Origin of the sequence: Agromyces sp. G08B096 (genome assembly GCF_040267705.1) — a bacterium.
In the GTDB taxonomy this organism is placed as follows: Bacteria; Actinomycetota; Actinomycetes; order Actinomycetales; family Microbacteriaceae; genus Agromyces.
In genome coordinates this window covers 2,620,054-2,643,421 of the sequence record NZ_CP158374.1, presented here as the reverse complement: position 1 = coordinate 2,643,421, position 23,368 = coordinate 2,620,054, and the positions used below count along the sequence as shown (strand labels likewise).

The following is a 23,368-nucleotide window of genomic DNA, read 5'->3' as shown; positions in this document are numbered from 1 at the left end:
CTGAGGAGGATGCAGCCCAGTCAGGCGACCTTCGGCGCGGCGGTGGTGATCGTCTCGGATCGCAGCGCCAGAGGCGAGCGCGCGGATGCCGTCGGCCCGGCGCTCGTCGATCGGCTGCGCGCGGCGGGCCTCGACGTGCCCGCGGCCGCCATCGTGCCCGACGGCGCCGACTCGGTGCGCGCGGCGATCGAGGCTGCGGTCGCGACCGGAGCCCGGCTCGTGATCACGAGCGGCGGCACCGGCCTCGGACCCCGCGACCGCACGCCCGAGGGCACCGCCGCCACGCTCGTTCGCGAGCTGCCCGGGCTCGCCCAGGCGATCCGCGGCGCGGGCGCCGACCGGGTGCCGACGGCCGTGCTGTCGCGCGGGCTCGCGGGCATCGCCCCGCAGGAGGGCACCGGCGGCGCACTGATCGTGAATCTCCCGGGCTCGCCGGGCGGCGCCGCGGACGGCATCGAGGTGGTGCTGGGGGTCGCGGCCCACGCCGTCGCGCAGCTCGACGGAGGCGACCACTGATGGCCCCGCCTGCGGTCTCGACGGCCATCTCCGCCGAGCCGCTCGACGTCGCCGGTCACCTCGCCGCGGTCGCCCACCCGCACGCCGGCGCGGTGGCGAACTTCGTCGGCATCGTGCGCGACCACGACCCCGAGACATCCGGCACGGTCGTCGCGCTCGAGTACAGCGCCCACCCCGACGCCGAGCGCATCCTCGGCGAGCTCGCCGGCCGGTTCGCGGGCGACGGCGTGCGCATCGCGGTGAGCCATCGCGTGGGCCGGCTCGACGTGGGCGACGCGGCGCTCGTGTGCGCCGTGTCCACCGCCCACCGCGCCGAGGCGTTCGAAACGTGCCGGGCGCTCGTCGAAGCGGTGAAGGCGGAGCTGCCCGTGTGGAAGCGGCAGCGGACCGCGGACGGCGACGCGCACTGGGTGGGGCTCGCATGAGCGCCGTCCCGCAGCGCGGCGCCCTGGTCGACCGATTCGGCCGGGTGCATCGAGATCTGCGGATCTCGCTCACCGACCGCTGCTCGCTCCGCTGCACCTACTGCATGCCCGCCGAGGGGGTGCCCTGGCTCGCGAAGGACAACCTCCTCACCACCGACGAGCTCGAGCGGGTCGCTCGCGTCGCGGCGTCACTCGGCATCGTCGAGGTGCGCCTCACGGGCGGCGAGCCGCTGCTCCGCCGCGACGTCGTCGACGTGGTACGGCGGATGAGCCGCATCGAGGGCATCGACGGGCCGCTCGAGGTGTCGATGACGACGAACGGTCTGCGGCTCGGCGAGCTCGCCCCCGACCTCGCCGCCGCCGGCCTCGCGCGCGTGAACATCAGCATCGACACGCTCCGCCGGGACCGCTTCGCCGAGCTCACCCGGCGCGACCGGCTCGACGATGTGCTCGAGGGGATCGACGCGGCCCAGGCCGCCGGGTTCGCACCGCTGAAGCTCAACGCGGTGCCGATGCGGGGCGTCAACGAAGACGAGCTCGTCGACCTCGTGCGCTTCGCCGTCGACCGGGGCGCCGAAATGCGCTTCATCGAGCAGATGCCCCTCGACGCGGGACATATCTGGTCGCGTGTCGAGATGATCCGGGGCGAGGAGATCCTCGATGCGCTGCGCGGCGCGTTCCGGCTCACGCCGATCGGCGAGCGCGGCGCGGCGCCCGCCGAGCGCTTCCTCGTCGACGACGGTCCCGCGACCGTCGGCGTGATCGCCTCGGTGACGGCGCCGTTCTGCGGCGCGTGCGACCGGGTGCGCCTGACGGCCGACGGGCAGCTGCGCAACTATCTCTTCGCGCGCGAGGAGGACGACCTGCTGCCGCTGCTCCGCGGCGACGCGACCGACGACGACCTCGCCGAGCTCATGCGCCGGTGCATCGTCGGCAAGCGCGCGGGGCACGGCATCGACGACGAGGGCTTCCTGCAGCCCGACCGGCCGATGTCCGCCATCGGGGGCTGAGCGCGCCGGCAGGCCGCGTGCGGGGCGTCCCGGGCCGACCACCGCGCTCGCCTGCGCCCCGGCGGGCCGGCTACAGCATCGCGGTGAGCACGCCGCCGTCCGCGCGGACGGCGGCGCCGTTCGTCGCCGAGGCGAGGGGGCTCGCGAGGTAGGCGACGAGCCTCGCGATCTCGGCCGGATCGAGGAAGCGTTCGACGAGGGTCGTGGCGTTCTGCCCGATGATGGCCGCCTTGACGGCCTCCGCCGGGGCGGACCGCGCGTCGGCGATCGACTCGACCGTCCGGGCGACGCCGTCGGAGTAGGTCGGTCCGCCGAGCACGGTGTTGACGGTGACCGCGGTACCCCGCGTGAGCTTGGCGAGCCCGTTGCCGAGGGCGATCATGGCGGCCTTGGTCACGCCGTAGTGCACCATGTCGGCGGGGATGTTGACGCCGGATTCGCTGCCGATGAAGAGCACCCGCCCCCAGCCGCGCTCGAGCATGCCCGGCAGCAGGGCGCGGGACAGGCGGACTCCGCTCATGAGGTTCACGTCGAGGGAGCGGGCCCAGTCGTCGTCGGTGATCGAGGCGAAGTCGGCGAGCCCGAAATGCCCGACGTTGTTGACGAGGATGTCGACGGCGGGGAGGTGCTCGACGAGGCGGTGCACGTCGTCGGCGACGGCGAAGTCGGCGACGAGACCGCTGCTGTCCACCTCGGGATGTTCGCTGCGCAGGCGGGCGACGGCCGCGTCGACGCGGTCGGCCGAGCGGCCGTTCACGATGACGCGGGCGCCTTCGGCGGCCAGCGCGCTCGCGATGGCGAAGCCGATGCCCTGCGTCGATCCGCTGACGAACGCGGACTTGCCCCGCAGCTCCAGGTCCATGGTGGTGCTCCTCTCGCGACGCCGTCCGACGTCGCATTCATTTGCCCAGGAAAGCAACCCTATCGCAATTCGTTTCCTGAGCAAGTTATGCGGACGGGCCGGCTCCCACCGGCCGCGATGCCGTAGCCTCGGATCGTGCCGCCGTCAGCAGAGCCGTCCGGGTTGCGTCCCGATCATCTCGAGGTGTGGGCGTCGGTCGCGACGCTCCTCGAACGCCTGCCCGCGGCCCTCGACGCGCAGCTGCAGCGCGACAGCGGCCTCACCCACTACGAGCACGGCCTCCTGTACGCGCTCGGCCGCGCACCCGAGCGCACCCTGCGGATGAGCACGCTGGCGGGTTACGCGAGCAGCACCCTCTCCCGGCTCTCCAAAGCCGTCTCCCGCCTCGAACGGAAGGGCCTCGTCCGCCGCGAGCCCGACCCCGGCGACCGGCGCGTCACCCTCGCGGTCTTGACCGACGAGGGACACGAGGTCCTCCTGCGGTCCACGCCCGCCCACCACGCGCTGGTCGAGGAACTCGTGTTCGCGCCGCTCACCGCGGCGCAGGTGCGCCAGCTGGGCGAGATCAGCCGGCGCCTCGCGCAGGCCATCGACCCGGCCGAGACCTGGAGTCCCGCGACCGGCGGATCGGCATCCGGCTGACCTCCGGCGCCGGCGCGCCGATCAGCCGCCCGCGAAGGGCGGCAGCACGTCCACGGTCGCGTCGCCCGCGATCGCCGCGTCGTCGTCCTCCACGCGGCGGCCGTCGACGAGCAGGCTGCACCGGCCGAGCACCCGCGCGAGCGGCTCGCCGTGTGCAGCGATCATCGCGGCGCGCAGACCCGCGACGTCGGATGCCTCGAGCCGTTCCTCCTCGCGGCCCGCTGCCTCGGCGGCGCCGGCGAAGTACCGCACGATCGCCATTAGCGCTCCCGCCAGGCGGCGGCGAGCTCGCGGGCGCGGCGGAGCGCGGAATCGGCGTCTCCCGACCGGCCCGCGGCCAGCCCGACCGCGAAGGCCGTGAGCGGCGCCGCCGGGCGGGCCACGCCGTGCGCCGCGTCGCGGGCGAGATCGAGCACCTCGCCGACGGGCACGTCGGCGGGGTCGAGGCCGAGCGCGCTCGTGAGTGCGGCGCCCCAGTCGTCGAGGGCTTCGGGCGGCAGGGGGGCGGGGGACGGGTCGGACACGTTCGGGTCTCCTTCGACGGGCTCGGGGATGCGGGTGGCGAGGTCGGACGCCCGGGCGAGGTCCGGCCAGGTGTCGACGTCGAGCGCGGCGCCGGCGGGAGCGGGCACCGCGATGAGGGCGAGCGGTTCGAGCAGCGCCCGCACCGGACGGTCGCGCACGTCGCCGAGCGCCTCGAGGCCGGCCGCGAGAGCGGCCCGCCGGTAGACGCCGCAGAGCCACTGCGCGCGGTCGACGTCGTGGAGCACGGCGCCGTCGGCCTCCGGATGAGCGGTGGCCGCGGCGAGGAGCGGACCGATCGCCCCGGCCACGAATGGGAGGTCGCCCGCGAGCACGGCGAGGAGCGGGGCATCCGTCTCGGGCAGTGCGGCGGCGAGCCCGGCGAGCGGGCCTCCGAACGGCGGGTCGTCGGCGACGACCCGGAGGTCGAGCCCCGCCCGCTCGAGCCGGGGCGTCGCGGTCTCGGCGGGACCGGCGACGATCACCCGGCGCGCTCCGGCGGCGGCGGCTGCCGCGACGACGCGGTCGACGAGTCGTCGCCCGCCGACGGCGAGCTGCGCCTTCGCGACGCCGCCGAGACGCGACCCGCGTCCGCCGGCGAGCACCACCGCGTCGAAGGCGACCATGGCCTGGGTCAGCTCCGCAGCCAGTCGCCCGACTTGCCGCCGGTCTTCGCGACGAGGCGCACGCCCTCGATCGAGACGTCCTTGTCGATGCCCTTCACCATGTCGACGACCGCGAGGGCCGCGACGGAGACCGCGGTGAACGCCTCCATCTCGACCCCGGTGCGATCGGCGGTGCCGACGGTCGCACGGACGGCGACGCCGTCGTCCACGACCTCGAGGTCGACCGACGCCGCGTGCACGCCGATGACGTGGGCGAGGGGCAGCAGCTCGGCGCAGCGCTTCGCGGCCTGGATGCCGGCGATGCGGGCGACGGCGAGCACATCGCCCTTCGGCACCGCGCCGTCGCGGAGCGCGGCGACGATCGCGGCAGGGCAGCGCACGAACCCCTCCGCGGTCGCGGTCCGCACGGTCGGGGTCTTCGCGGTGACGTCCACCATGCGAGCGTGGCCCGACGCGTCGAGGTGGGTGAAGGAGTGGGGCGCTTCGCTCATGATCCGACCAGCATGACAGCGAGGCGGTCGCCCGCGCGAACCTCGTCGACCTCGGCGCCCACGACCGCGAAGGCCTCCGCGTGCGCCAGGCCGCCCGCGAGGTGCGAGCCGGAACCGCCCGCCGTCGCCCGTCGGATCCGGCCGTCGGCGTCGAACGTCACCGGCATGTACTGCCGCCGGGCCGGCGGCGTGCGCCATCCCTCCGCGACCTCGGCCTCGGCGCGCGGCGCGCCGACGGCATCGAGCCCCTGCATCGCCTGCAGGGCCGGCCGCACGAAGACCTCGAAGGAGACCGCGACCGACACCGGGTTGCCCGGCAGGCCGAACAGCAGCGCACCCGACTCGAGCCGGCCGACGGCCTGCGGTTTGCCGGGCTGCATCGCGACGCTCCGGAACGTCACCCCGCGTCCGGTGAGCGCGGCCTTCACGACGTCGTGGGCGCCGACCGAGACTCCGCCGGTGCAGATCACCACGTCGGGCGCTGCCTCCCGGCCGAGCCGGTCGAGCTCGGCGAGCAGCGCCTCCGGGGCGTCGCCGACGTGCGAGACGGCGACGACCTCCGCGCCGGCGCTCGCGACCACGCCGGCGAGGAGCACGGAGTTCGAATCGGGGATCTGCCCGCGCGCGGTCGGCGCACCGGCCGGCACGAGCTCGTCTCCCGTGGCGACGACCGCGACCCTGGGCGCGGGGCGCACCTCGACGGTCGCGACGCCCGCGGCGGCCGCCGCCCCAAGCCGGTACGGCGTCAGCACGCGGCCCGCGCGGAGCACGACGTCGCCGACGCCGAGGTCTTCGGAGGCACGTCGCACGTGGGCGCCCTCAGCCGCGGCCACGACGACCTCGACCGGGCCGCCGACGTCCGCCCAGGCGCCGTCCGAGCGGTGGGCCGCGGTGTGCTCCACCGGGACGATGGTGTCGGCCGCGCTCGGCACGGGCGCGCCGGTCATGATCCGCACGGCTTGCCGGGGCCCGATCGCCGGGTCCTCGCCGCTGCCGGCCGCGACCTCGGCGACGACCTCGAGGCGTGCCGGCGTCTGCTCGCCGGCGCCGCCGACGTCCGCCCATCGCACGGCGTAGCCGTCCATGGCGGAGTTGTCGAACGCCGGCACCGGCGACGCTGCGACCACCTCCGCCGCGAGGACCCGGCCGAGCGCGGACGCGAGGGGGACGCGCACCGGCGCCAGCGGCGCGACGGCGGCGAGGACCTCGGCGAGGTGCGCCTCGACCGGCACGGGGGCAGTCGCGGTCGAACGGGGCGCGGCGGTGCCTGCCGCGTGCTGGCGCCGCGCGCTCATGCACGGCTCCCGGCGGTCGCCGCGAGCCAGGCCTCGTAGCCGCCGTCGACGACGGTGACCCGCTCGCCGACGCGCGCGAGTGCGAGCGCGGCGCGTTCGGCGCGCGCGCCGGCGAGGCAGTGCACGACGAGCGGTGCGGACGCCTCGCCGGCCACCCGGTCTCGCGCGGCCGCCGGGTCGCGCAGGAGCTCGCCGAGGGGCAGCAGCACGGCGTCGTCGATCGCGCCCTCGGCGTGCTCGCCGGGCTCGCGTACGTCCACGAGGACGAACCGGTCGCGGCCGGCGGCCCGCTCGCGCAGGCGCGCGGCGAGAGTCGCCGCGTCGATGCGGTCGAACGGGTCGGATGCCGACGCCGACGACGCCGCCGACGCGGACGGCGCGCCCGGCCCGGCCGGCGCTGCCGCCTCGGCCGCCGTTCGGGGTGCGTCCGCGTCCACCGGCGCCGCGGGCTGTCCGACCGGGCGGAGCGGGATCTCGCGCTGGCGGCCGCGCAGCGCGTCGATCACCACGACCCGGCCGAGCAGCGGTTCGCCGATCCCGGTGATGAGCTTCACGGCCTCCTGCGCCATCATCGCGCCGACCTGCCCGCAGAGTGCGCCGAGCACGCCCGCCTCCGCGCAGGAGGGCACCTCGCCCGGGGCCGGCGGCTCGGGGAACAGGGTGCGCAGCCGCACTCCCTCGCCGATGGGCGGCCGCGCCCAGAACACCGAGAGCTGCGCGTCGAAGCGCAGCACGCTCGCCCACACGAGCGGCAGGCCGAGTTCGGCGCACGTGTCGTCGACGAGGTAGCGGGTCTCGAAGGTGTCGGTGCCGTCGAGCACGAGGTCGTAGCCGGCGAGCACGGATGCCGCGTTGCCCGGCTCGAGGCGCAGCCGGTGCCGTTCGATGACGGCGTCGGGGGCGAGCGCGGCGATGGCTTCGGCCGCGCTGTCGACCTTGGGCCGGCCGAGGTCGGCGACGCCGTGGAGCGGCTGCCGGTGCAGGTTGGAGAGCTCGACGACGTCGTCGTCGACGATGCCGATCGTGCCGATCCCGGCGGCGGCGAGCCAGGTGAGGGCCGGGGCGCCGAGGCCGCCCGCGCCGAGCACCAGGACGCGCGCGTTCGCGAGCCTGAGCTGGCCGAGCTCGCCGAGCTCGGGCAGGCGTCGCTGGCGGGCGGTGCGGCCGGCCTCGCGGGATGGCAGGGCGTCGGCCGGCTCGACGAGGGGAGGGAGCGACATGCGTCCACGCTAGCCCGGGGCCGGCGTCGCCGTCGCGGGCGGGCTGTCATGCGGCGCCACGTCTGGTCGACGCCGCTTCTCGATCCGCGGATGCGGCGCTAGCATGCGATTCGTGCCGCAATTCCGGATCTCCGAGGTCGCCGGCCTGCTGGGCGTGAGCGACGACACCGTTCGCCGCTGGGTCGACGCGGGCACCCTGCGGGCCACTACCGACGACACCGGTCGCCTCGTCGTCGACGGCGTGGATGCCGCGCATCGCGCCGTCGAGCTCGCCGAGGCCGCCGCCGACCCGTCGGGGGTCGGGCGCAGCGCGCGGAACCGGTTCGTCGGGCTCGTGACGCGCGTGCAACGCGACGGCGTCATGGCCCAGGTCGACATCCAGGCAGGCCCGCACCGCGTCGTCTCGCTCGTCTCGGCGGAGGCGGTCGACGAGCTCGGGCTCGCGCCGGGCTCCCTGGCGGTGGCGGTCGTGAAGGCGACGTCCGTGATCGTCGAGACGCCGCAGGGCGCCCGGTGAGCGGGCGCCCGGCCGCGCCGGGGCGGGCCGTGGGCGCCGCGATCCTCGCGGCCGCGGCGAGCCTCGCGCTGGCCGGATGCGCCGCCTCGTCGCCGCCGACCGCCGGCGCCGCCGCCCCCACGGCGGTGAGCGGCGAGCCGCAGCCCTCCGGTGAGCTCACGGTCTACGCGGCGGCCTCGCTCACCGCGGCGTTCGAGGAGATTTCGGCCGAGTTCGAGGCGCGGCATCCCGAGGTCGACGTCCGCCCCATCGTCTCCGACGGCTCGTCGACGCTGGCGGCGCAGCTCGTGGAGGGGGCGCCCGCCGATGTGTTCGCCTCGGCCGACGAGGCCACCATGGACGTCGTCGTCGAGGCCGGCCTCATCGACGGGGAGCCCCGCCGCTTCGCATCGAACACCCTCCGCGTCGTCGTCCCGGCCGGCAACCCCGGCGGCATCCGCACGCTCGCCGACCTCGCCGATCCCGATCGCGCGGTCGTGCTCTGCGCCGTCGAGGTGCCCTGCGGTGCGGCCGCGCACCGCCTGCTCGACCTCGAGGGGGTGTCGGTATCGCCGGCGAGTGAGGAGCAGAACGTCCAGGCGGTGCTCGCGAAGGTCCGGGCCGGAGAAGCCGATGCGGGGCTGGTCTACGCCACCGACGTCCTGAGCGCCGGCGGAGAGGTGGAGGCGTTCGCGCCGAACCGCGCCGACGAGGTCGTGAACCACTCCCCGGTCGCGACGCTCGCGGACGCTGCGAACCCCGAGGCCGCGGCCGCGTTCGTCGCATTCGTGACGGGTGACGAGGGGCGGGCCATCCTGTCGGCGCGCGGGTTCGGGGCGCCATGACGCGCCGCGTCGATGACGCGCCGCTCCGCGGCATCCCTCCGCTGCTCCTCGTCCCCGCCGTGGCGGCGATCGCCGTGCTCGTGCTGCCGCTCGTCGCGCTCGTCGGCCGCGTCGACTGGTCGAGCATCGTCGCCGACCTCACCTCGCCCGCGGCGCTCGACGCCCTCGGCCTCTCGCTCGCGACCGGGGCGCTGGCGACGCTCGCGTGCCTCGTGCTCGGCGTGCCGCTTGCCCTCGTCATCGCTCGCGCGGGCCCGCGCGTCGCCGGTTGGCTCCGCGCCCTCGTCACGATCCCGCTCGTCCTGCCGCCCATGGTCGGCGGCATCGCGCTGCTGTCCCTCCTCGGCCGGACGAGCCTCGTCGGCCAGGTGCTCGATGCCGGCCTCGGCATCCGCCTGCCGTTCACGACGGCCGCGGTGGTGCTCGCGCAGACGTTCGTCGCCCTGCCGTTCCTCGTGCTCGCGGTCGAGGGGACCCTGCGGGCGGCGGGCACCTCTTACGAGCAGGTCGCCGCGACCCTCGGCGCGAGCCGGTGGACCGCGTTCCGGCGGGTCACGCTGCCGCTCGTGGCACCCGGACTCGTGGCCGGTACGGTGCTCTGCTTCGCCAGGGCCCTCGGCGAGTTCGGCGCGACGGCCCTGTTCGCGGGCAACGCCGCCGGCACGACGCGCACGATGCCGCTCGCGATCTACACCGCGTTCAACGGCGCCGGGGTGTCGCAGGGGTCGGCGGTGGCGCTGTCGCTCCTGCTGTTCGTCGTGGCCGTGGTGATCCTCGTGCTCGTCCGCGGGTGGCGGCCGGGGAGCGTCTCGTGACCGGCGGGCGCGGCGACCTCCGCGCCCGGCTCCGGCTCACCCGGCCGGGCTTCGAGCTCGCGATCGACGCCGCGGTACGCCCCGGCGAGGTGCTGGCCGTGCTCGGCCCGAACGGTGCGGGCAAGTCCACGCTGCTCGGGGCGCTCGCGGGGCTGGTCCTGCCCGACGGGGGCGAGGTCGTGCTCGACGGCCGCACCCTGACGGCGATGGGCGGCGCCTCCGGCCGGGTGCACGTCCGGCCGGAACGACGCGGCATCGGGCTGCTCGGCCAGGACCCGAGACTCTTCCCGCACCTCACCGCGGCCGAGAACGTCGCGTTCGGACCCCGGGCCGCCGGGCTCGGCCGGCGCCGTTCGGCCACGCTCGCCGAGGAGTGGCTCGAGCGGGTCGGGCTCGCCGATCTCGCGGACCGCCGTCCGGCGGAGCTCTCGGGCGGACAGCGGCAGCGTGCGGCGATCGCCCGCGCGCTCGCCGCCGATCCCGCGGTGCTGCTCCTCGACGAGCCGTTCGCCTCGCTCGACGCGGAGGCCGTGCCCGAGATCCGCCGCCTGCTCCGCGACCGTCTCGTCGAGACGGGCACCTCGGCGATCATCGTCAGTCACGACGTCCTCGACGCGGTCGCCCTCGCCGACCGCACCGCGATCGTCGAGCGGGGCCGACTGGTCGACGAGGGGGCGACCCAGGAGGTGCTCGCCGCGCCGCGGAGCGCGTTCGCGGCCGCCCTCGCCGGGCTGAACCTCGTCGCCGGGGAGGTCGAGGGGGCCGCGATCGTCGCCGAGGGGGTGCGGTTCGAGGGGGTGCCGTCGGCCGACACGATGTCGGCGGGGGATGCCGCGGCCGCCGTGTTCCGCCCAGCTTCGGTGATCCTCGCTACGGCGCGTCCGGAGGGCACGAGCCTCAGGAACATCTGGCGCGACCGCATCATCGCGGTCGACGCGCTCCCGGGCGGCGCGCGCGTGCGGTTCGAACGGCCCGTGCTCGCCGCGGACGTCACCGCGGCGGCCGTCGCCGAGCTCGGGCTCGCGCCCGGCCTGGAGGTCTGGCTCGCGGTGAAGGCCGCGGAGGTGCGGCTCCATCCCCTCGCCGGACCCCGTCGATAGGATCGGCCCATGTCCGACGACGCGGTGCAGCAGGCGAAGGAGGCGGCCGCGGCAGCGGCCGCCGCGGCCGAGGCGCTCCAGGCGCAAGCGCAAGAGGCGATCCGCAAGGCCGAGGAGGCTGCGGCCCTCGCGCAGGCGGCCGCCGAGGCGCAGGAGGCCGCCGACCGGCAGTCGGCCGCCGACCGGGCGAAGGATGCCGCGGCCGAGGCATCCGTCTCACCCGACGGCAAGCCCGCGACCGAGGCATCCGCGGCGCCGGGAGGAACACCGGCGGGCGAGGCATCCGGCCCGCTCGACGCGGCCCAGGTCGACGCGATCCGCGCCGGGTACGCGTTCGAGGGCAAGGTGCTCGAGATGGGCGCGCTCGTGAACGGCGAGCCGCGACCCGAGGTGCAGGTGCGCATCCCGATCGCGATGACGAACCGCCACGGCCTCGTCGCCGGCGCCACCGGAACCGGCAAGACCCGCACGCTCCAGGTGCTCGCCGAGCAGCTCTCGGCCGCGGGCGTCGCCGTCTTCGCGGCCGACATCAAGGGCGACCTGTCCGGGCTCGCCACACCGGGCGAGGGCAACGACAAGCTGCGCGCGCGCACCGAGGGCATCGGCCAGGCCTGGGAGGCGGCCTCCTTCCCGGTCGAGTTCTTCTCGCTCGGCGGCATCGGGAAGGGCGTGCCGATCCGGGCGACCGTCGCCGGCTTCGGTCCGCTGCTGCTCAGCAAAGTGCTCGGTCTGAACGACACCCAGGAGTCGAGCCTCGGCCTCGTGTTCCACTACGCCGAGAACGCCGGGCTCGCCCTCCTCGACCTCGCGGACCTCCGCGCCGTCCTGCAGTACCTGGTGAGCGACGAGGGCAAGGGCGAGCTCGAGGGCCTCGGCGGCCTCAGCAAGGCGACCGTCGGCGTCATCCTCCGCGAGCTCGTCGCGTTCGCCGAGGCCGGCGCCGACGCGTTCTTCGGCGAACCCGAGATCGACACCGCAGAGTTCCTCCGCGTCGCGGCCGACGGCCGCGGCACCATCAGCCTGCTCGAGGTGCCCGGCGTCGCCGACCGTCCCGCGCTGTACTCGACGTTCCTCATGTGGCTGCTCGCCGACCTGTTCAACGACCTCCCCGAGGTCGGCGACCTCGATCAGCCGAAGCTCGTGTTCTTCTTCGACGAGGCGCACCTGCTGTTCACCGGCGCCTCGAAGGACTTCCTCGCCCAGGTCGTGCAGACCGTCCGGCTCATCCGGTCGAAGGGCGTCGGCGTGTTCTTCGTCACCCAGACGCCGAAAGACGTTCCGGCCGACGTGCTCGCCCAGCTCGGCTCCCGCGTGCAGCACCAGCTGCGCGCGTTCACGCCCGACGACGCGAAGGCGCTGCGCGCCACCGTCTCGACCTATCCCAGGTCAGGCTACGACCTCGAAGAGGTGCTCACCACGCTCGGCACCGGCGAGGCCATCGTGACGGTCATGAACGAGAAGGGCGCGCCAAGCCCGGTCGCCTGGACCCGGCTCCGCGCCCCCCAGGCGCTCATGTCTCCGACCCCGGATGCCGCCATCGACGAGGCCGTCGCGGCATCGCCCCTGCAGGCGAAGTACGGCACGCCGGTCGACCGCGAGTCGGCCGGCGAGCTGCTGACGGCGAAGATGAACGCCGCCGCCGAGGCCGCCCGGGCCGCGGAGGAGGCCGAGGCGAAGGCGAAGGCCGACGCGGAGTACGCCAGACAGCAGGCCGCGATCGAGAAGCAGCGCGAGAAAGAGGCGAAGGCCGCGCAGGCCGAGTACGACCGGCTGATGAAGCGCACCGGGTCGTCGCGGTCCTCGGGCTCGAGGTCGCGGTCGACCCGCGGCTCCTCGTCGGTGCTCGAACAGGTGCTCGGTTCCAAGGCGACCCGCGACGTGCTGACCAGCGTCGTCGAGGGCATCTTCGGCACGAGGCGGCGCCGATGACCGCCGAGATCCGGCCGTACCGTCCCGCCGACCGCGACCAGGTGGCCCGCATCTGCCTGCTCACGGCCCGCGGCGGCACCGATGCGACCGGGGTGTACTCCGACGACACGCTCATGCCCGAGGTCTTCGCGCTGCCGTACGTCGAGTACGCGCCCGACCTCGCGTTCGTCGTCGCCGACGGCGACCGCGTGCTCGGCTACGTGCTCGGCGTCGCCGACACGGCCGACTTCATCGACTGGTACGCCCGCGACTGGGCGCCCGGGTTCCGTGACCGGCATCCGGTCGCCGCGCCGCCCACGGCCGCGAACCCGCGATTCACCGAGGAGGAGCTCGTCCGGGCCGGAGGAGACCCCGAGCGCATGCGCATCCCCGAGCTCGACGACTATCCCGCGCACCTGCACATCGACCTGCTGCCGGAGCTCCAGGGGCAGGGGTTCGGGCGCCGGCTCATCCACACCCTCCGCGCCGCGCTCGCGGCGCGAGGCGTGCCGGCGGTGCACCTCGGCATGGACCCGCTCAACACGGGGGCGCGCGCCTTCTACGACCGGCTCGGCTTCCACGAACTGCCGTCGAGCCGGCCGGATGCCCCGCTCCTCGGCATCTCGACGACCGACTGAGCGGTGCCGACCGGCCGCTGTCAGGTCAGCTCTGCCGACGGCCCGTCTCGCGGCCCGCGAACAGCCGCTCGAACCAGTACAGCAGCTTCGGATCGCTCGCCCGGAGCTCGCCGAGCGTCACCGGCGTGGGGCGGATGAACTCGCCCACCTCCAGCGCAGAGGCGACGACATCCATGTCCTCGGTATCCCAGAACGCTCCGCGCATGCGGATGAGGCAGCGCCCGTCGCGATCGACCACGAACAACTGCGGCGACGTCTCGTCGCTCGCGCCCCGGTAGAGCTCGAGACGGATGACCGCCGCGGCATCGCGCGCGGGCACCGACGTGATGCCGCCGAAGAAGCCGCGTTCGACGATGCCGTACCGGCTCACCGACATGCTCGTGAGGCGGTAGCGGAACACCGCGTACAGCACCGCGACGGCGACGATCAGCACACTCCAGACGATCGCGGAGCGGAAGCCGGGATTCGACTGCTGTTCCGACCAGGCGGCGACACCGATCAACGGAACGGCGATGATCGCGATCTGCAACCCGATGCTGCGTCCAAGCGAGCGACGCGGCCTCAGGGTCAGAACCCTGAGGCCGTCGCCCCCTTCTGCCGTCGGTACCGAGACGGAGCCCCCTGCGTCCCCACTCCTCAGTTTCATCGGCACCGCTGACATCTCTCACATCATGCGGACTGCCGCGCATCGCGCGCTATTCGGCATTAATGAGGACACGAGTGTCCGCACCTGGTCGGCTGCGATCTTCGGCCGCGACGGGCGGGTGACGGGGAGCACCCGGGAGCGGCTGGGGAGCGCGTCGTCATCAGCGGAGGATGGGGGACTCCGTCGCTCGGCTCCGCCTCGCTCCTCCCCGAATCCACAGCGCCCAATGATGACGAAAGCGCCCACCCTTCGGGCGAGCGCTTTCGTCATCAGCGGAGGATGGGGGATTCGAACCCCCGAGGGCTTTCACCCAACACGCTTTCCAAGCGTGCGCCATAGGCCACTAGGCGAATCCTCCTGAAGACCCCTCACGCACCCGCCAGAGCCCGGTTACCCTTGCTGCGTTTCCGCCCTGGGGGAGTTGGCCTGGATGGCGCCACGTGAGGAGCCGGAGACAGTCTACCCGAGCCGGAGCCTCCAGGATGACCGCCGGCCGCGCCGGCCGCTCACCGATCGGGGAACCGCACGGCCGCGAACGCCTCGAACGCCTCACGGCTCGTCTTCCGGGGCTCGTACCCGAGGACCTGCTTCAGGCGCGTGTTGTCGAGCACCGGCCGGTACCGCAGGAAGCCGACCCGCTCGGGCCCGTGCACCGTGAGCCGCAGCGCGTGACCGACCCGGAGGGCGGCCGCGAGGAGGCCGGCCGGCACCGCGACGGTCCGCTTGCCGAGTCGCGCCGCGATCTCGGGCACGGTCACCTTGCCGTCCCCGGCGACGTTGAACGCGCCGGTCGCGTCGCCGACCGCGGCCGCGGTGATCGCCCCGACCACGTCGTCGACCCAGACGAAGACGAACGGGCTCTCGCTGCCGCGGACGAGCAGGAGGCGCGGGGCATCCCACAGCGCGGTGATCTGATTGCGCACCGTCGGACCGAGGATCGTGCCGATGCGCAGCACCACCTGGGCGAGCTCGGGATGATCGACGCGGTACCCGGCGAGCATCTCCTCGACGAGGCGCTTGTGCCGGGAGTAGCTGAACTCCTCGTTGCCGCGGATCGGGTCGTCCTCGGACAGCCAGTCGGGGCTGTCGGCGTGATAGCCGTACGCCGCACCCGACGACGACACGACGAGGCGGGTGACGCCCTCCGCGACCGCGGCCTCCAGCACGTTGCGGGTGCCGTCGACGTCGACGCGGCGCTCCACCTCCTCGCCCACCGTGCCAGGGTTCACGATGGCGGCGAGATGGACGATCGTGTCGATCCGGTGGCGGGCGAGCACCGCGGCGACGCCGGAGGCATCCGTCACGTCGAGCCGCTCGTGCGACGCGCCCGCCGGCAGCGGCGCCGCCGGCTCGCGCACGTCGCCCGAGACGACCGCGGCGACCGACGGATGCTCCGCCAGCGCGCGCACCGCGGCCGAGCCGAGGAAGCCCGACCCGCCGGTCACCAGGATGCGCCTCATGCGACACCCTCCGGGTGCGCGGCACGTTCGGAGACCGCGGCCTCGCGGCGGCGCGTGCGCCACGCCCACAGGGACGCGACGACGAGGCCCGCGATGATGTCCCAGATGCCCCACCAGCCCGCGACGACCGCCATGCCGCCGAGCCCGTCGAAGAATGTGAAGACCAGGCCGAGGCCGAGGCCGGCGTTCCGGATGCCGACCTCGAACGTGACGGCCTTGCGGTCGCGCGACGGCAGGCGGCCCGCCAGCGCGCTGGCGTAGCCGAGCCCGAGCGCCACCGCGTCGTGCAGGAACACCACGGCGAGCACGATGCCGAGCACGGCGACGAACACCGCCCAGTTGCCGACGAGGGCGGCGACGATGAAGCCGACGAGGCCGATGAGGCTCACCCAGCGGGCGTACGGCTGCACGCGGGCGGCGAGCCGCGGCGCCTTGGCTCGCAGGAGGAACCCGGCCGCGAACGGCAGCCCGATGATGAGCAGGATCTCCGCCATCATCTGCCAGCCGTTGAGGCTGACCTCCTGCAGGAACTCGCGGCCGGTCGGGTGCAGGCCGCCCCAGAACGCCAGGCTCAGCGGCAGCACGAAGATGTAGATCACGTTCGCGACGGCCGTCATCGACACCGACAGGGCGACGTTGCCGCGGGCGCGGTAGGTGAGCACCTGGGAGATGTTGCCCGGCGGGCAGCACGCGACGAGGATCATGCCGAGCGCGATCGAGCCCTGCACCTGCAGCAGCAGGGTGAGCCCGAAGGTGACGGCCGGCAGCAGCACGATCTGCGCGACGAGCGCGATGGCCATGGCCCTCGGCGCCCGCGCCACGGCCTTGAAGTCGTCGACCGAGGTGTCGAGCGCGATGCCGAACATGATGAGCCCGAGCACGACGTTCAGCGCGATCATCGATCCCGGGGCGAAGTTCAGGACGACGTCGTCGACGTTCACGACCGGGCTCCCGTGGAGGCGCCGGCGGGCCGGGGGAGGGCGCGCAGGTGCCGCGCGAGCTGCCGCCGGTACGCGTCCTTGTTGACGTAGTACGACATCCGGTCGAGGCCGAGGTAGCGGTACCCGCCCGTGAGGTCGGGCCACCGGCCGGCCGCGCGGCGCCGGAACGCGGCGGCCTCCTCCGGCGCGTGCTGCGCCGCCGAGAGGTACGCGGCGACGAGGTCGGCCTGCTCGGCGCGGCCCTGCCAGCCGATGCCGGAGGCCTCGATCATGCCGAGCACGAACAGCCCGTTGAACGCGGGCGGGAACACGTTGAGGTACAGCGAGGGCGACGCACCCGTCCAGTTCAGGTGCGCGCGGTCGACGAACGGGTAGTCGAGGCGGTACCCCGTGGCGAGCATGACGAGGTCGTAGTCCGCGGACCGGCCGTCGCGGAACCGCACCGTCGTGCCGTCGAAGCGTTCGATGTCGGGCATGACGCGCAGATCGCCCTGCCCGAGATGGTGCAGCACGAGCGTGTTCACGATGGGATGCGACTCGTAGATGCGGTAGTCGGGCACGGGGAAGCCGAACTTCGCCGGGTCGCCGGTGAAGGCGCGGAGCACTCTGGTGTCGATGGCCTGCTTGATGCGGGCGGGCAGCGGCCGCCCCTGGTTCAGCGTGTCGGCCGGGCGGCCGAACAGGTAGCGCGGCACGAAGTAGTAGCCGCGCCGCACCGACAGGTCGACGGATGCCGCGTGGTGGACGGCGTCGACCGCGATGTCGCACCCCGAATTGCCGGCGCCGACGATGAGCACCCGTTCTCCGTCGAAGACCGAGGCGCGCTTGTAGGCGCTCGTGTGCACGATCTCCCCGGCGAACTCGCCCTCGAAGACGGGCACATTGGGCTCGGCGAGGGTGCCGTTCGCGAGGACGACCGCGGAGTGCACCCGGGTGACCGGGCCGCCCGAGCCGTCGGCGGGCTCGCTCGTGACGAGCCATCCGCTGCGCCCGCTGTCGTCGCCGCCGACCGGCTCGACGCGGCTGACGCGCGTGCCGAACCGGATGCGATCGAGCAGGCCGAAGTGCCGGGCGTAGTCGCGGAAGTAGGCGTGGAGTTCGCGGTGGCCGGGGTAGTCGGTCGCGGAGTCCATGGGAAACTCGGCGAACTCGGTCGTCGTCCGCGAGGAGATGAGATGGGCGGACTCGTAGACCGTCGACCGAGGGTTGTCGATGTTCCAGAGGCCGCCGACGTCGTCGGCCGCCTCGTAGACCTCGAAGGGCAGGCCGGCGCGCTCGAGCGCCCGTGCACCGGCCAGGCCGGACGGGCCCGCGCCGATCACGGCGATGGGGTTCATTCAGACTCCAGTGTCTGCACAGGGGAACCGCCGCGTGGGGGAGCGCGGCGCCCCGTCAGCATAAACCGAACGCCGCTGTCGATTCGCACGGGGCCGGGCGCGGGCGTCCGCCTAGGCTGGAGCCGTGGCGCACAGCATCTACATCTGTTCCGCCGAGGGGAACACCGGCAAGTCGACCGTGGCGCTCGGCACCCTCGACACGCTCGCGCGGCGGGCGACGAGGGTCGGCGTGTTCCGGCCGGTCGCTCGCTCGACCGACGAGCGCGACTACGTGCTCGAACTGCTGCTGGCGCATGAGGGTGTGGTCGAGCTCGCCTACGACGAGGCCGTCGGCGTGGGGTACGACGACGTGCACGCCGACCCCGAGGGGGCGCTCGCGACGATCGTGCGCCGCTTCAAGGCCGTCGAGGCGAGATGCGACGCGGTGGTCGTGCTGGGCTCCGATTACACCGACGTCGGCAGCCCGACCGAGCTCGCCTTCAACGCCCGCATCGCGGCGAACCTCGGCGCGCCGGTGCTGCTCGTCCTGGGCGGCCGGGTCGGGCAGGGGCGGGTCCGCTCCGAGCGGCTGGGCGACAGCGAGGCGCGCACTCCCGATGAGCTGGCCCAGCTCGCCGAGCTCGCCATCGACGAGCTCGCCCGCGAGCACGCGACCCTCCTCGGCATCATCGCGAACCGGGCGGATCCCGACCGCCTCGACGAGATCGCGGTCGCCGTCGCCCGGGCGGCCGACGACGAGACGCGCATGACGGATGCCTCGACCACCGGCGGCGTCCTCGTGTCGGCGATCCCCGAGGACCCGTATCTGGTGGCGCCGTCGATGCGGGCGATCATGCACGCCGTGGGCGGCGAGCTGTACGCCGGCGACCCGGACCTGCTCGACCGCGAGGCGCTCGGCGTGGTCATCGCGGCGATGTCGATGGAGCACGTGCTCACGAGGCTGATCGAGGGGTCGGTCGTGATCGTGCCCGGCGACCGCAGCGAGGTGCTGCTCGGCGTGCTCACGGCGCACGCGTCGGCGACGTTCCCGTCGATCTCGGGCATCATCCTGAACGGCGGGTTCCCGACGCCCGAGGCCGTGGAGCGGCTGATCGAGGGTCTGAAGGCCGGGCTCCCGATCATCCGCACGGAGCTCGGCAGCTACGACACCGCGGTGGCGATCACCCAGACCCGGGGGCGGCTCGCCGCGGAGTCGCAGCGCAAGCGCGACACGGCGCTCGCGCTGTTCGAGACGCACGTCGACGGGCAGGCGCTGCTCGACCGGCTCGACGTCGCGCGCACCGACGTGGTGACGCCGCTCATGTTCGAGTACGGCCTGCTCGAGCGGGCACGACGGACGCGAAAGCACATCGTGCTGCCGGAGGGGTACGACGATCGGATCCTCCGGGCGGCGGCGACGCTCCTGGCACGCGACGTGGCAGACCTGACGATCCTCGGTGAAGAGATCGAGATCCGTGCGCGGGCGATCGGGCTCGGACTCGACATCTCGCGGGCGACGGTGCTCTCCAACCACGATTCCGTGCTCGTCTACCGGTTCGCCGACGAGTACCAGCGGCGCCGCGCGCACAAGGGCGTCACGCTCGAGCAGGCGCGCGAGACCGTGCAGGACGTCTCCTACTTCGGCACGATGATGGTCGAGCTCGGCCTCGCCGACGGCATGGTGTCCGGCGCAGCGCACACCACGGCGCACACCATCCGGCCCGCGTTCGAGATCATCAAGACCAAGCCGGGCGTGGAGGTCGTCTCGAGCGTGTTCCTGATGGCGCTCGCCGACCGGGTCCTCGTCTACGGCGACTGCGCGATCGTGCCCGACCCGACGGCCGAGCAGCTGGCGGATATCGCCATCTCCTCGGCGGAGACCGCGGCGCAGTTCGGCATCCCGCCGCGCGTGGCGATGCTGTCGTACTCGACGGGGGAGTCCGGCTCCGGCGCCGACGTCGACAAGGTTCGACGGGCCACGGCGCTCGTCCGCGAGCGCGCTCCCGAGCTCGCGGTCGAGGGGCCGATCCAGTACGACGCGGCAGCGGATGCGGCCGTCGCGCGGACGAAGCTGCCGGAGTCGGATGTCGCGGGCCGGGCGACGGTGTTCGTCTTCCCCGACCTCAACACGGGCAACAACACGTACAAGGCCGTGCAGCGCTCCGCGGGCGCGGTCGCGATCGGCCCGGTGCTGCAGGGGCTCCGGAAGCCCGTGAACGACCTGTCGCGCGGCGCACTGGTGCAGGACATCGTGAACACGGTCGCGATCACGGCGATCCAGGCGGCGGAGGAGCGATCGTGAGTGTCGTCCTCGTCTGCAACTCGGGCTCGTCGTCGTTCAAGTACCAGCTCATCGACGTCGAGCGTTCGGAGACGCTCGCGAGCGGGCTGGTCGAGCGCATCGGGGCGGGCGTGGGACACGCGCGGCACCGGAACGACGAGGCGACGGATGCCGACAGCGGCGGGAGCTGGGACACGGCCGCCGAGGTCCCCGACCACTTCGCCGCGTTCGAGGTCATGCTCGAGGCGTTCGCCGCCCACGGGCCGTCGCTCGAGGCGCACGCGCCCGTCGCGGTGGGGCATCGCGTGGTGCAGGGCGGGGCCCGGTTCTTCGAGCCGACGATCGTCACCGACCTGGTGAAGATCAACATCGACGAGCTTTCGGCGCTCGCGCCGCTCCACAATCCCGCGAACCTCGCGGGCATCGAGGCCGCGCAGCGCGCGTTCCCCGATGTGCCGCACGTGGCCGTGTTCGACACGGCGTTCCATCAGACGATGCCGCCGGCGGCGTACACGTATGCGATCGACCGCGAGGTCGCCGCCCGCCACCGCATCCGGCGGTACGGCTTCCACGGCACGTCGCACCGGTTCGTCTCCCGTGCCGCGGCGGAGTTCCTCGGCCGGCCGGTGGAGGAGCTGCGGATGATCGTGCTCCACCTCGGCAACGGGGCGTCGGCGTGCGCGGTCTCTGGTGGCCGGTCGGTCGAGACGAGCATGGGGATGACCCCGCTCGAGGGGCTCGTCATGGGGACGCGCTCGGGCGACCTCGACCCGGCGATCCTGTTGCACCTCCAGCGGAGGGCGGGCCTCGGCGTCGACGAGGTCGATCGGCTGCTGAACTCGGGCAGCGGCATCCTGGGCCTCGGCGGGCACGGCGACATGCGCGACCTCGTCGCGGCGACGGAGCGCGGCGACGCGCAGGCGACGCTCGCGCTCGAGGTCTACACGCACCGGGTGCGGTCCTACGTCGGCGCCTACGCCGCGCAGCTCGGCCGGGTCGACGCGATCGTGTTCACCGCGGGCGTCGGAGAGAACGCGCCGCTCGTGCGGCAGTGGTCGCTCGCGGGACTCGAGGGCTTCGGGGTCGAGCTCGACGCGGCGCGGAACGGCGAGCGCGGCTCGGTCGCACGCCGGATCTCGACGGATGCCTCGCGCACGGAGGTGCTCGTGGTGCCGACGAACGAGGAGCTCGAGATCGCGCGGCAGACGCTCGGGGCGGTGGCCGTCGCCTAATTCTACAAGAACTCTTGTACAAGAGTTCTTGTAGAACTAGTCTGGCGGCATGGATGAGGCATCCCGCACCGCCCCGACGGACGTGACCGAGCCGACGCGCATCGACCTGCACGATCCCGGTGCCATGCGCGCCATGGCGCACCCGCTGCGCCTCCGCCTGCTCGGCCGCCTCCGGGTCGAGGGCCCCGCGACCGTCGGCGCGCTCGCCGACGCGGTGGGGGAGTCGGCCGGCACCGTGAGCTACCACGTCCAGACCCTCGCCAAGCACGGGTTCGTGATCGAGGCGCCCGACCTCGCACGTGATCGCCGCGAACGCTGGTGGCGGGCCGCGCACGACATGACGACGTGGAGCACGGCCGAGCACCTCGGCGACCCCGACGCACTCGCGGCCGGCGCCGAGCTGCGCCGGGCGGTGCTCGCCTCGTACCACGCCGAACTGCTCGGCGCACTCGAGGCCGAGGCCGCACTCGAGCCCGAGTGGCTCGACGCCGCCGACTCGTCCGACGCCGGCGCGCACCTCACGCTCGACGAGGCGCGCGAACTCGTCGCCGAGCTCGCCGCGGTGCGCGAGAAGTGGTATCGGCTGGGCCGGGAGCCCCGCGAGGGCACCCGGGCGATCCGGTTCATCACCCACGTCTTCCCGAGGAGCGCGGCATGAGCGGGCCGGTCGAGGAGGAGACATCCGTCGCCGGCCCGGCCCTCGGCCAGACAGCGGATGCCCCGCGCCGGCGCACGCCGCTCATCGCGCTCTTCGTGGCCCAGTTCTTCTCGCTCGGCGGCAACGCGATCGCGCTCGTCGCCATCCCGATCATCGCGCTCCAGCAGACGGGCTCGCCGCTCGCCGCCGGCGTCGCCGGCGTGTTCGCGACCGTCCCCCTGGTGATCGGCGGCGCCTTCGGCGGCGTGCTCGTCGACCGCTTCGGCTACCGCACGTCGAGCATCGTCGCCGACGTCGCGAGCGCCGCGACCGTGCTCGCCGTCCCCGTCCTGCACGCGACCGTCGGCCTGCCCTTCGGCGTGCTGCTCGGGCTCGTCTTCCTCGGCGGTCTCCTCGACCCGCCGGGCGACACCGCGAAGACCGTCATCATGCCGCGTCTGGCCGAGCTCGCGCGCACCCCGCTCGCCCGAGCGGCCGGAGCGCAGTCGGCGGTGCAGCGCACGGCCTCGATGGTCGGCGCCGGCAGCGCGGGCGCCCTGATCGCCCTCGCCGGCCCCATGCCCGCGCTCCTCGTCGACTGCGCCGGATTCGTGCTCTCGGCGCTGCTCGTGCTCGGGCTCGTGCCGAGGCGCATCGCGGCGACCGCCGTCGATCCCGACGCGGATCCCGCGGGCGCCGTCCCCGGCGGCTTCGTCGCAGGCATCCGGTTCATCGCGCGCTCGCCCCTGCTGCGCGCCATCGTGCTGCTCGTGACCCTCACGAACGCGATCGACGCGGCCGGCATGACGGTGCTGAAGCCGGTCTACGCCACGCAGGTGCTCGGCGATCCGGCCCTGCTCGGGTTCATGGTGGGATGCTTCGCCGCCGGCGCGCTCACCGGGTCGGCCGTCTTCGGCGCGATCGGGCACCGCTGGTCGGGCCGGATCATGTTCGCGACCTGCTTCGTGCTCGCCGGGGCACCGCCGTACACGGCCATGGCGCTCGGCGCCGAGCCGCCGGTGCTGCTGCCCGTGCTCGTGCTCTCGGGCCTCGCCGCGGGCGCGATCAATCCCATGATCGCGACCGCGATGTACGGCCTCGTGCCCGACGGCGTCAAGGCGAGGGTGTTCGGCGCGATGACCGCCGGGGTCACCGCGACCATGCCCCTCGGGGCGTTCGCGGGCGGGCTCGCGGTCCAGCAGATCGGCATCACGGCGACCCTCGCCATCTGCGCCGGCTTGTACGTCGTCATCGCCGGAAGTCCGCTCGTCCTGCGCTCATTCGCCGGGCTCTCGGACGCCAGAACCGGCGCGGGCGAGTCGAACGGGTCGGCGGACCCCGGGGCGGAGGTCGACGCGGGCGGTGGCACCGCGGCCGCTGCGGGGTGATCGAAACGCGCCCTTGACGCGAGTAATCCTCGGGGCCTAGCTTTCAGAACATCGCG

Annotated in this window: 24 protein-coding genes, 1 tRNA gene and 1 other RNA gene; 14 read left to right on the top strand and 12 right to left on the bottom strand. The window is 74.0% G+C overall.

Annotated features, from left to right (window positions below; all coding sequences use genetic code 11):
• Positions 1 to 9: 9 nt before the first annotated feature.
• From ABIQ69_RS12735 to moaA, 3 genes are read left to right on the top strand one after another with little or no spacing between them, the layout of a single operon-like run.
• The gene (locus ABIQ69_RS12735; RefSeq protein ID WP_350347492.1) at positions 10 to 516 is read left to right on the top strand and encodes a MogA/MoaB family molybdenum cofactor biosynthesis protein; all 507 of its coding nucleotides are present in this window, start codon (positions 10 to 12) and stop codon (positions 514 to 516) included.
• The gene (locus ABIQ69_RS12730) at positions 516 to 941 is read left to right on the top strand and encodes a molybdenum cofactor biosynthesis protein MoaE (RefSeq protein WP_350347491.1); all 426 of its coding nucleotides are present in this window, start codon (positions 516 to 518) and stop codon (positions 939 to 941) included. The genes ABIQ69_RS12735 and ABIQ69_RS12730 overlap by 1 nt, the downstream gene beginning before the upstream one ends.
• Entirely contained in the window at positions 938 to 1,951 is a 1,014-nt protein-coding gene (moaA, locus tag ABIQ69_RS12725; protein ID WP_350347490.1) for a GTP 3',8-cyclase MoaA, read from the top strand. The genes ABIQ69_RS12730 and moaA overlap by 4 nt, the downstream gene beginning before the upstream one ends.
• 70 nt (positions 1,952 to 2,021) lie before the next feature.
• Here moaA and ABIQ69_RS12720 read toward each other — a convergent pair whose 3' ends face one another.
• A complete protein-coding gene (locus ABIQ69_RS12720) occupies positions 2,022 to 2,813 on the bottom strand; it encodes an SDR family NAD(P)-dependent oxidoreductase (RefSeq protein WP_350347489.1) in 792 nt (263 codons plus the stop codon).
• A 135-nt stretch (positions 2,814 to 2,948) separates the two neighbouring features.
• Here ABIQ69_RS12720 and ABIQ69_RS12715 point away from each other — a divergent pair, with 135 nt between their 5' ends.
• The gene (locus tag ABIQ69_RS12715; RefSeq protein ID WP_350347488.1) at positions 2,949 to 3,455 is read left to right on the top strand and encodes a MarR family transcriptional regulator; all 507 of its coding nucleotides are present in this window, start codon (positions 2,949 to 2,951) and stop codon (positions 3,453 to 3,455) included.
• Positions 3,456 to 3,476: 21 nt separating this feature from the next.
• Here ABIQ69_RS12715 and ABIQ69_RS12710 read toward each other — a convergent pair whose 3' ends face one another.
• The 5 genes from ABIQ69_RS12710 to ABIQ69_RS12690 are packed head-to-tail and all read right to left on the bottom strand — an operon-like array spanning position 3,477 to position 7,609.
• Complete coding sequence (locus ABIQ69_RS12710) at positions 3,477 to 3,716, bottom strand: MoaD/ThiS family protein (protein ID WP_350347487.1); 240 nt, start codon at positions 3,714 to 3,716, stop codon at positions 3,477 to 3,479.
• Positions 3,716 to 4,603, bottom strand: a complete 888-nt coding sequence (locus ABIQ69_RS12705; RefSeq protein ID WP_350347486.1) for an NTP transferase domain-containing protein — start codon at positions 4,601 to 4,603, stop codon at positions 3,716 to 3,718. Before ABIQ69_RS12705 ends, ABIQ69_RS12710 begins: the two co-directional genes overlap by 1 nt.
• 8 nt (positions 4,604 to 4,611) lie before the next feature.
• The gene (moaC, locus tag ABIQ69_RS12700) at positions 4,612 to 5,094 is read right to left on the bottom strand and encodes a cyclic pyranopterin monophosphate synthase MoaC (RefSeq protein ID WP_350347485.1); all 483 of its coding nucleotides are present in this window, start codon (positions 5,092 to 5,094) and stop codon (positions 4,612 to 4,614) included.
• Positions 5,091 to 6,389 (bottom strand): gephyrin-like molybdotransferase Glp, encoded by a 1,299-nt coding sequence (gene glp / locus ABIQ69_RS12695; protein WP_350347484.1) that lies wholly within the window; start codon positions 6,387 to 6,389, stop codon positions 5,091 to 5,093. The genes moaC and glp overlap by 4 nt, the downstream gene beginning before the upstream one ends.
• Positions 6,386 to 7,609: a ThiF family adenylyltransferase gene (locus ABIQ69_RS12690; RefSeq protein ID WP_350347483.1), complete on the bottom strand. Its 1,224-nt coding sequence runs from the start codon at positions 7,607 to 7,609 to the stop codon at positions 6,386 to 6,388. The genes glp and ABIQ69_RS12690 overlap by 4 nt, the downstream gene beginning before the upstream one ends.
• Before the next feature lie 112 nt (positions 7,610 to 7,721).
• On the opposite strand from ABIQ69_RS12690, the gene ABIQ69_RS12685 reads away from it, so the two are divergent.
• From ABIQ69_RS12685 to ABIQ69_RS12660, 6 genes are read left to right on the top strand one after another with little or no spacing between them, the layout of a single operon-like run.
• Positions 7,722 to 8,126 (top strand): TOBE domain-containing protein, encoded by a 405-nt coding sequence (locus ABIQ69_RS12685; RefSeq protein ID WP_350347482.1) that lies wholly within the window; start codon positions 7,722 to 7,724, stop codon positions 8,124 to 8,126.
• Positions 8,127 to 8,155: 29 nt separating this feature from the next.
• Positions 8,156 to 8,950 (top strand): molybdate ABC transporter substrate-binding protein, encoded by a 795-nt coding sequence (modA, locus tag ABIQ69_RS12680; protein WP_350347481.1) that lies wholly within the window; start codon positions 8,156 to 8,158, stop codon positions 8,948 to 8,950.
• Positions 8,947 to 9,765 carry an ABC transporter permease gene (locus ABIQ69_RS12675; protein ID WP_350347480.1) on the top strand — a complete coding sequence of 273 codons (819 nt, stop codon included), beginning with the start codon at positions 8,947 to 8,949 and terminating at the stop codon, positions 9,763 to 9,765. Before modA ends, ABIQ69_RS12675 begins: the two co-directional genes overlap by 4 nt.
• Positions 9,762 to 10,865, top strand: a complete 1,104-nt coding sequence (locus ABIQ69_RS12670; RefSeq protein WP_350347479.1) for an ATP-binding cassette domain-containing protein — start codon at positions 9,762 to 9,764, stop codon at positions 10,863 to 10,865. The genes ABIQ69_RS12675 and ABIQ69_RS12670 overlap by 4 nt, the downstream gene beginning before the upstream one ends.
• A gap of 9 nt (positions 10,866 to 10,874) precedes the next feature.
• Positions 10,875 to 12,794 (top strand): helicase HerA-like domain-containing protein, encoded by a 1,920-nt coding sequence (locus ABIQ69_RS12665; RefSeq protein WP_350347478.1) that lies wholly within the window; start codon positions 10,875 to 10,877, stop codon positions 12,792 to 12,794.
• Positions 12,791 to 13,411, top strand: a complete 621-nt coding sequence (locus tag ABIQ69_RS12660; RefSeq protein ID WP_350347477.1) for a GNAT family N-acetyltransferase — start codon at positions 12,791 to 12,793, stop codon at positions 13,409 to 13,411. Before ABIQ69_RS12665 ends, ABIQ69_RS12660 begins: the two co-directional genes overlap by 4 nt.
• Positions 13,412 to 13,436: 25 nt before the next feature.
• Here ABIQ69_RS12660 and ABIQ69_RS12655 read toward each other — a convergent pair whose 3' ends face one another.
• The 6 genes from ABIQ69_RS12655 to ABIQ69_RS12630 form a co-directional block, all read right to left on the bottom strand.
• Entirely contained in the window at positions 13,437 to 13,940 is a 504-nt protein-coding gene (locus ABIQ69_RS12655) for a hypothetical protein (protein WP_350347476.1), read from the bottom strand.
• Between the two features lie 390 nt (positions 13,941 to 14,330).
• A tRNA-Ser gene (locus ABIQ69_RS12650) sits at positions 14,331 to 14,415 on the bottom strand.
• An RNA gene (gene ffs / locus ABIQ69_RS12645) (signal recognition particle sRNA small type) lies at positions 14,414 to 14,510 on the bottom strand. Before ffs ends, ABIQ69_RS12650 begins: the two co-directional genes overlap by 2 nt.
• Positions 14,511 to 14,563: 53 nt before the next feature.
• Entirely contained in the window at positions 14,564 to 15,517 is a 954-nt protein-coding gene (locus ABIQ69_RS12640; RefSeq protein WP_350347475.1) for an NAD-dependent epimerase/dehydratase family protein, read from the bottom strand.
• Entirely contained in the window at positions 15,514 to 16,458 is a 945-nt protein-coding gene (locus tag ABIQ69_RS12635) for a bile acid:sodium symporter family protein (protein WP_350347474.1), read from the bottom strand. Before ABIQ69_RS12635 ends, ABIQ69_RS12640 begins: the two co-directional genes overlap by 4 nt.
• Positions 16,455 to 17,795, bottom strand: coding sequence for an NAD(P)-binding domain-containing protein (locus ABIQ69_RS12630; protein WP_350347473.1), 1,341 nt, complete (start codon positions 17,793 to 17,795; stop codon positions 16,455 to 16,457). Before ABIQ69_RS12630 ends, ABIQ69_RS12635 begins: the two co-directional genes overlap by 4 nt.
• A 124-nt stretch (positions 17,796 to 17,919) precedes the next feature.
• Between ABIQ69_RS12630 and pta the strand changes: the two genes are divergently transcribed.
• Genes pta through ABIQ69_RS12610 form a run of 4 tightly spaced genes read left to right on the top strand, consistent with a single transcriptional unit; the run spans position 17,920 to position 23,312 of the window.
• On the top strand, positions 17,920 to 20,076 hold the full coding sequence (gene pta / locus ABIQ69_RS12625) for a phosphate acetyltransferase (protein WP_350347472.1): 2,157 nt from the start codon (positions 17,920 to 17,922) through the stop codon (positions 20,074 to 20,076).
• Positions 20,073 to 21,287 (top strand): acetate kinase, encoded by a 1,215-nt coding sequence (locus ABIQ69_RS12620; protein ID WP_350347471.1) that lies wholly within the window; start codon positions 20,073 to 20,075, stop codon positions 21,285 to 21,287. Before pta ends, ABIQ69_RS12620 begins: the two co-directional genes overlap by 4 nt.
• A gap of 49 nt (positions 21,288 to 21,336) precedes the next feature.
• Positions 21,337 to 21,945 (top strand): winged helix-turn-helix domain-containing protein, encoded by a 609-nt coding sequence (locus ABIQ69_RS12615; protein WP_350347470.1) that lies wholly within the window; start codon positions 21,337 to 21,339, stop codon positions 21,943 to 21,945.
• Positions 21,942 to 23,312, top strand: coding sequence for an MFS transporter (locus ABIQ69_RS12610; protein WP_350347469.1), 1,371 nt, complete (start codon positions 21,942 to 21,944; stop codon positions 23,310 to 23,312). The genes ABIQ69_RS12615 and ABIQ69_RS12610 overlap by 4 nt, the downstream gene beginning before the upstream one ends.
• The last annotated feature ends 56 nt before the right edge of the window (positions 23,313 to 23,368 follow it).

Bases quoted from the DNA above. Each gene is read 5' to 3' on its own strand.
- ABIQ69_RS12735 (WP_350347492.1), top strand. From the start codon at position 10: ATGCAGCCCAGTCAGGCGACCTTCGGCGCGGCGGTGGTGATCGTCTCG.
- ABIQ69_RS12730 (WP_350347491.1), top strand. From the start codon at position 516: ATGGCCCCGCCTGCGGTCTCGACGGCCATCTCCGCCGAGCCGCTCGAC.
- moaA (WP_350347490.1), top strand. From the start codon at position 938: ATGAGCGCCGTCCCGCAGCGCGGCGCCCTGGTCGACCGATTCGGCCGG.
- ABIQ69_RS12720 (WP_350347489.1), bottom strand. From the start codon at position 2,813: ATGGACCTGGAGCTGCGGGGCAAGTCCGCGTTCGTCAGCGGATCGACG.
- ABIQ69_RS12710 (WP_350347487.1), bottom strand. From the start codon at position 3,716: ATGGCGATCGTGCGGTACTTCGCCGGCGCCGCCGAGGCAGCGGGCCGC.
- ABIQ69_RS12705 (WP_350347486.1), bottom strand. From the start codon at position 4,603: ATGGTCGCCTTCGACGCGGTGGTGCTCGCCGGCGGACGCGGGTCGCGT.
- moaC (WP_350347485.1), bottom strand. From the start codon at position 5,094: ATGAGCGAAGCGCCCCACTCCTTCACCCACCTCGACGCGTCGGGCCAC.
- glp (WP_350347484.1), bottom strand. From the start codon at position 6,389: ATGAGCGCGCGGCGCCAGCACGCGGCAGGCACCGCCGCGCCCCGTTCG.
- ABIQ69_RS12690 (WP_350347483.1), bottom strand. From the start codon at position 7,609: ATGTCGCTCCCTCCCCTCGTCGAGCCGGCCGACGCCCTGCCATCCCGC.
- ABIQ69_RS12675 (WP_350347480.1), top strand. From the start codon at position 8,947: ATGACGCGCCGCGTCGATGACGCGCCGCTCCGCGGCATCCCTCCGCTG.
- ABIQ69_RS12665 (WP_350347478.1), top strand. From the start codon at position 10,875: ATGTCCGACGACGCGGTGCAGCAGGCGAAGGAGGCGGCCGCGGCAGCG.
- ABIQ69_RS12660 (WP_350347477.1), top strand. From the start codon at position 12,791: ATGACCGCCGAGATCCGGCCGTACCGTCCCGCCGACCGCGACCAGGTG.
- ABIQ69_RS12640 (WP_350347475.1), bottom strand. From the start codon at position 15,517: ATGAGGCGCATCCTGGTGACCGGCGGGTCGGGCTTCCTCGGCTCGGCC.
- ABIQ69_RS12630 (WP_350347473.1), bottom strand. From the start codon at position 17,795: ATGAACCCCATCGCCGTGATCGGCGCGGGCCCGTCCGGCCTGGCCGGT.
- ABIQ69_RS12615 (WP_350347470.1), top strand. From the start codon at position 21,337: ATGGATGAGGCATCCCGCACCGCCCCGACGGACGTGACCGAGCCGACG.
- ABIQ69_RS12610 (WP_350347469.1), top strand. From the start codon at position 21,942: ATGAGCGGGCCGGTCGAGGAGGAGACATCCGTCGCCGGCCCGGCCCTC.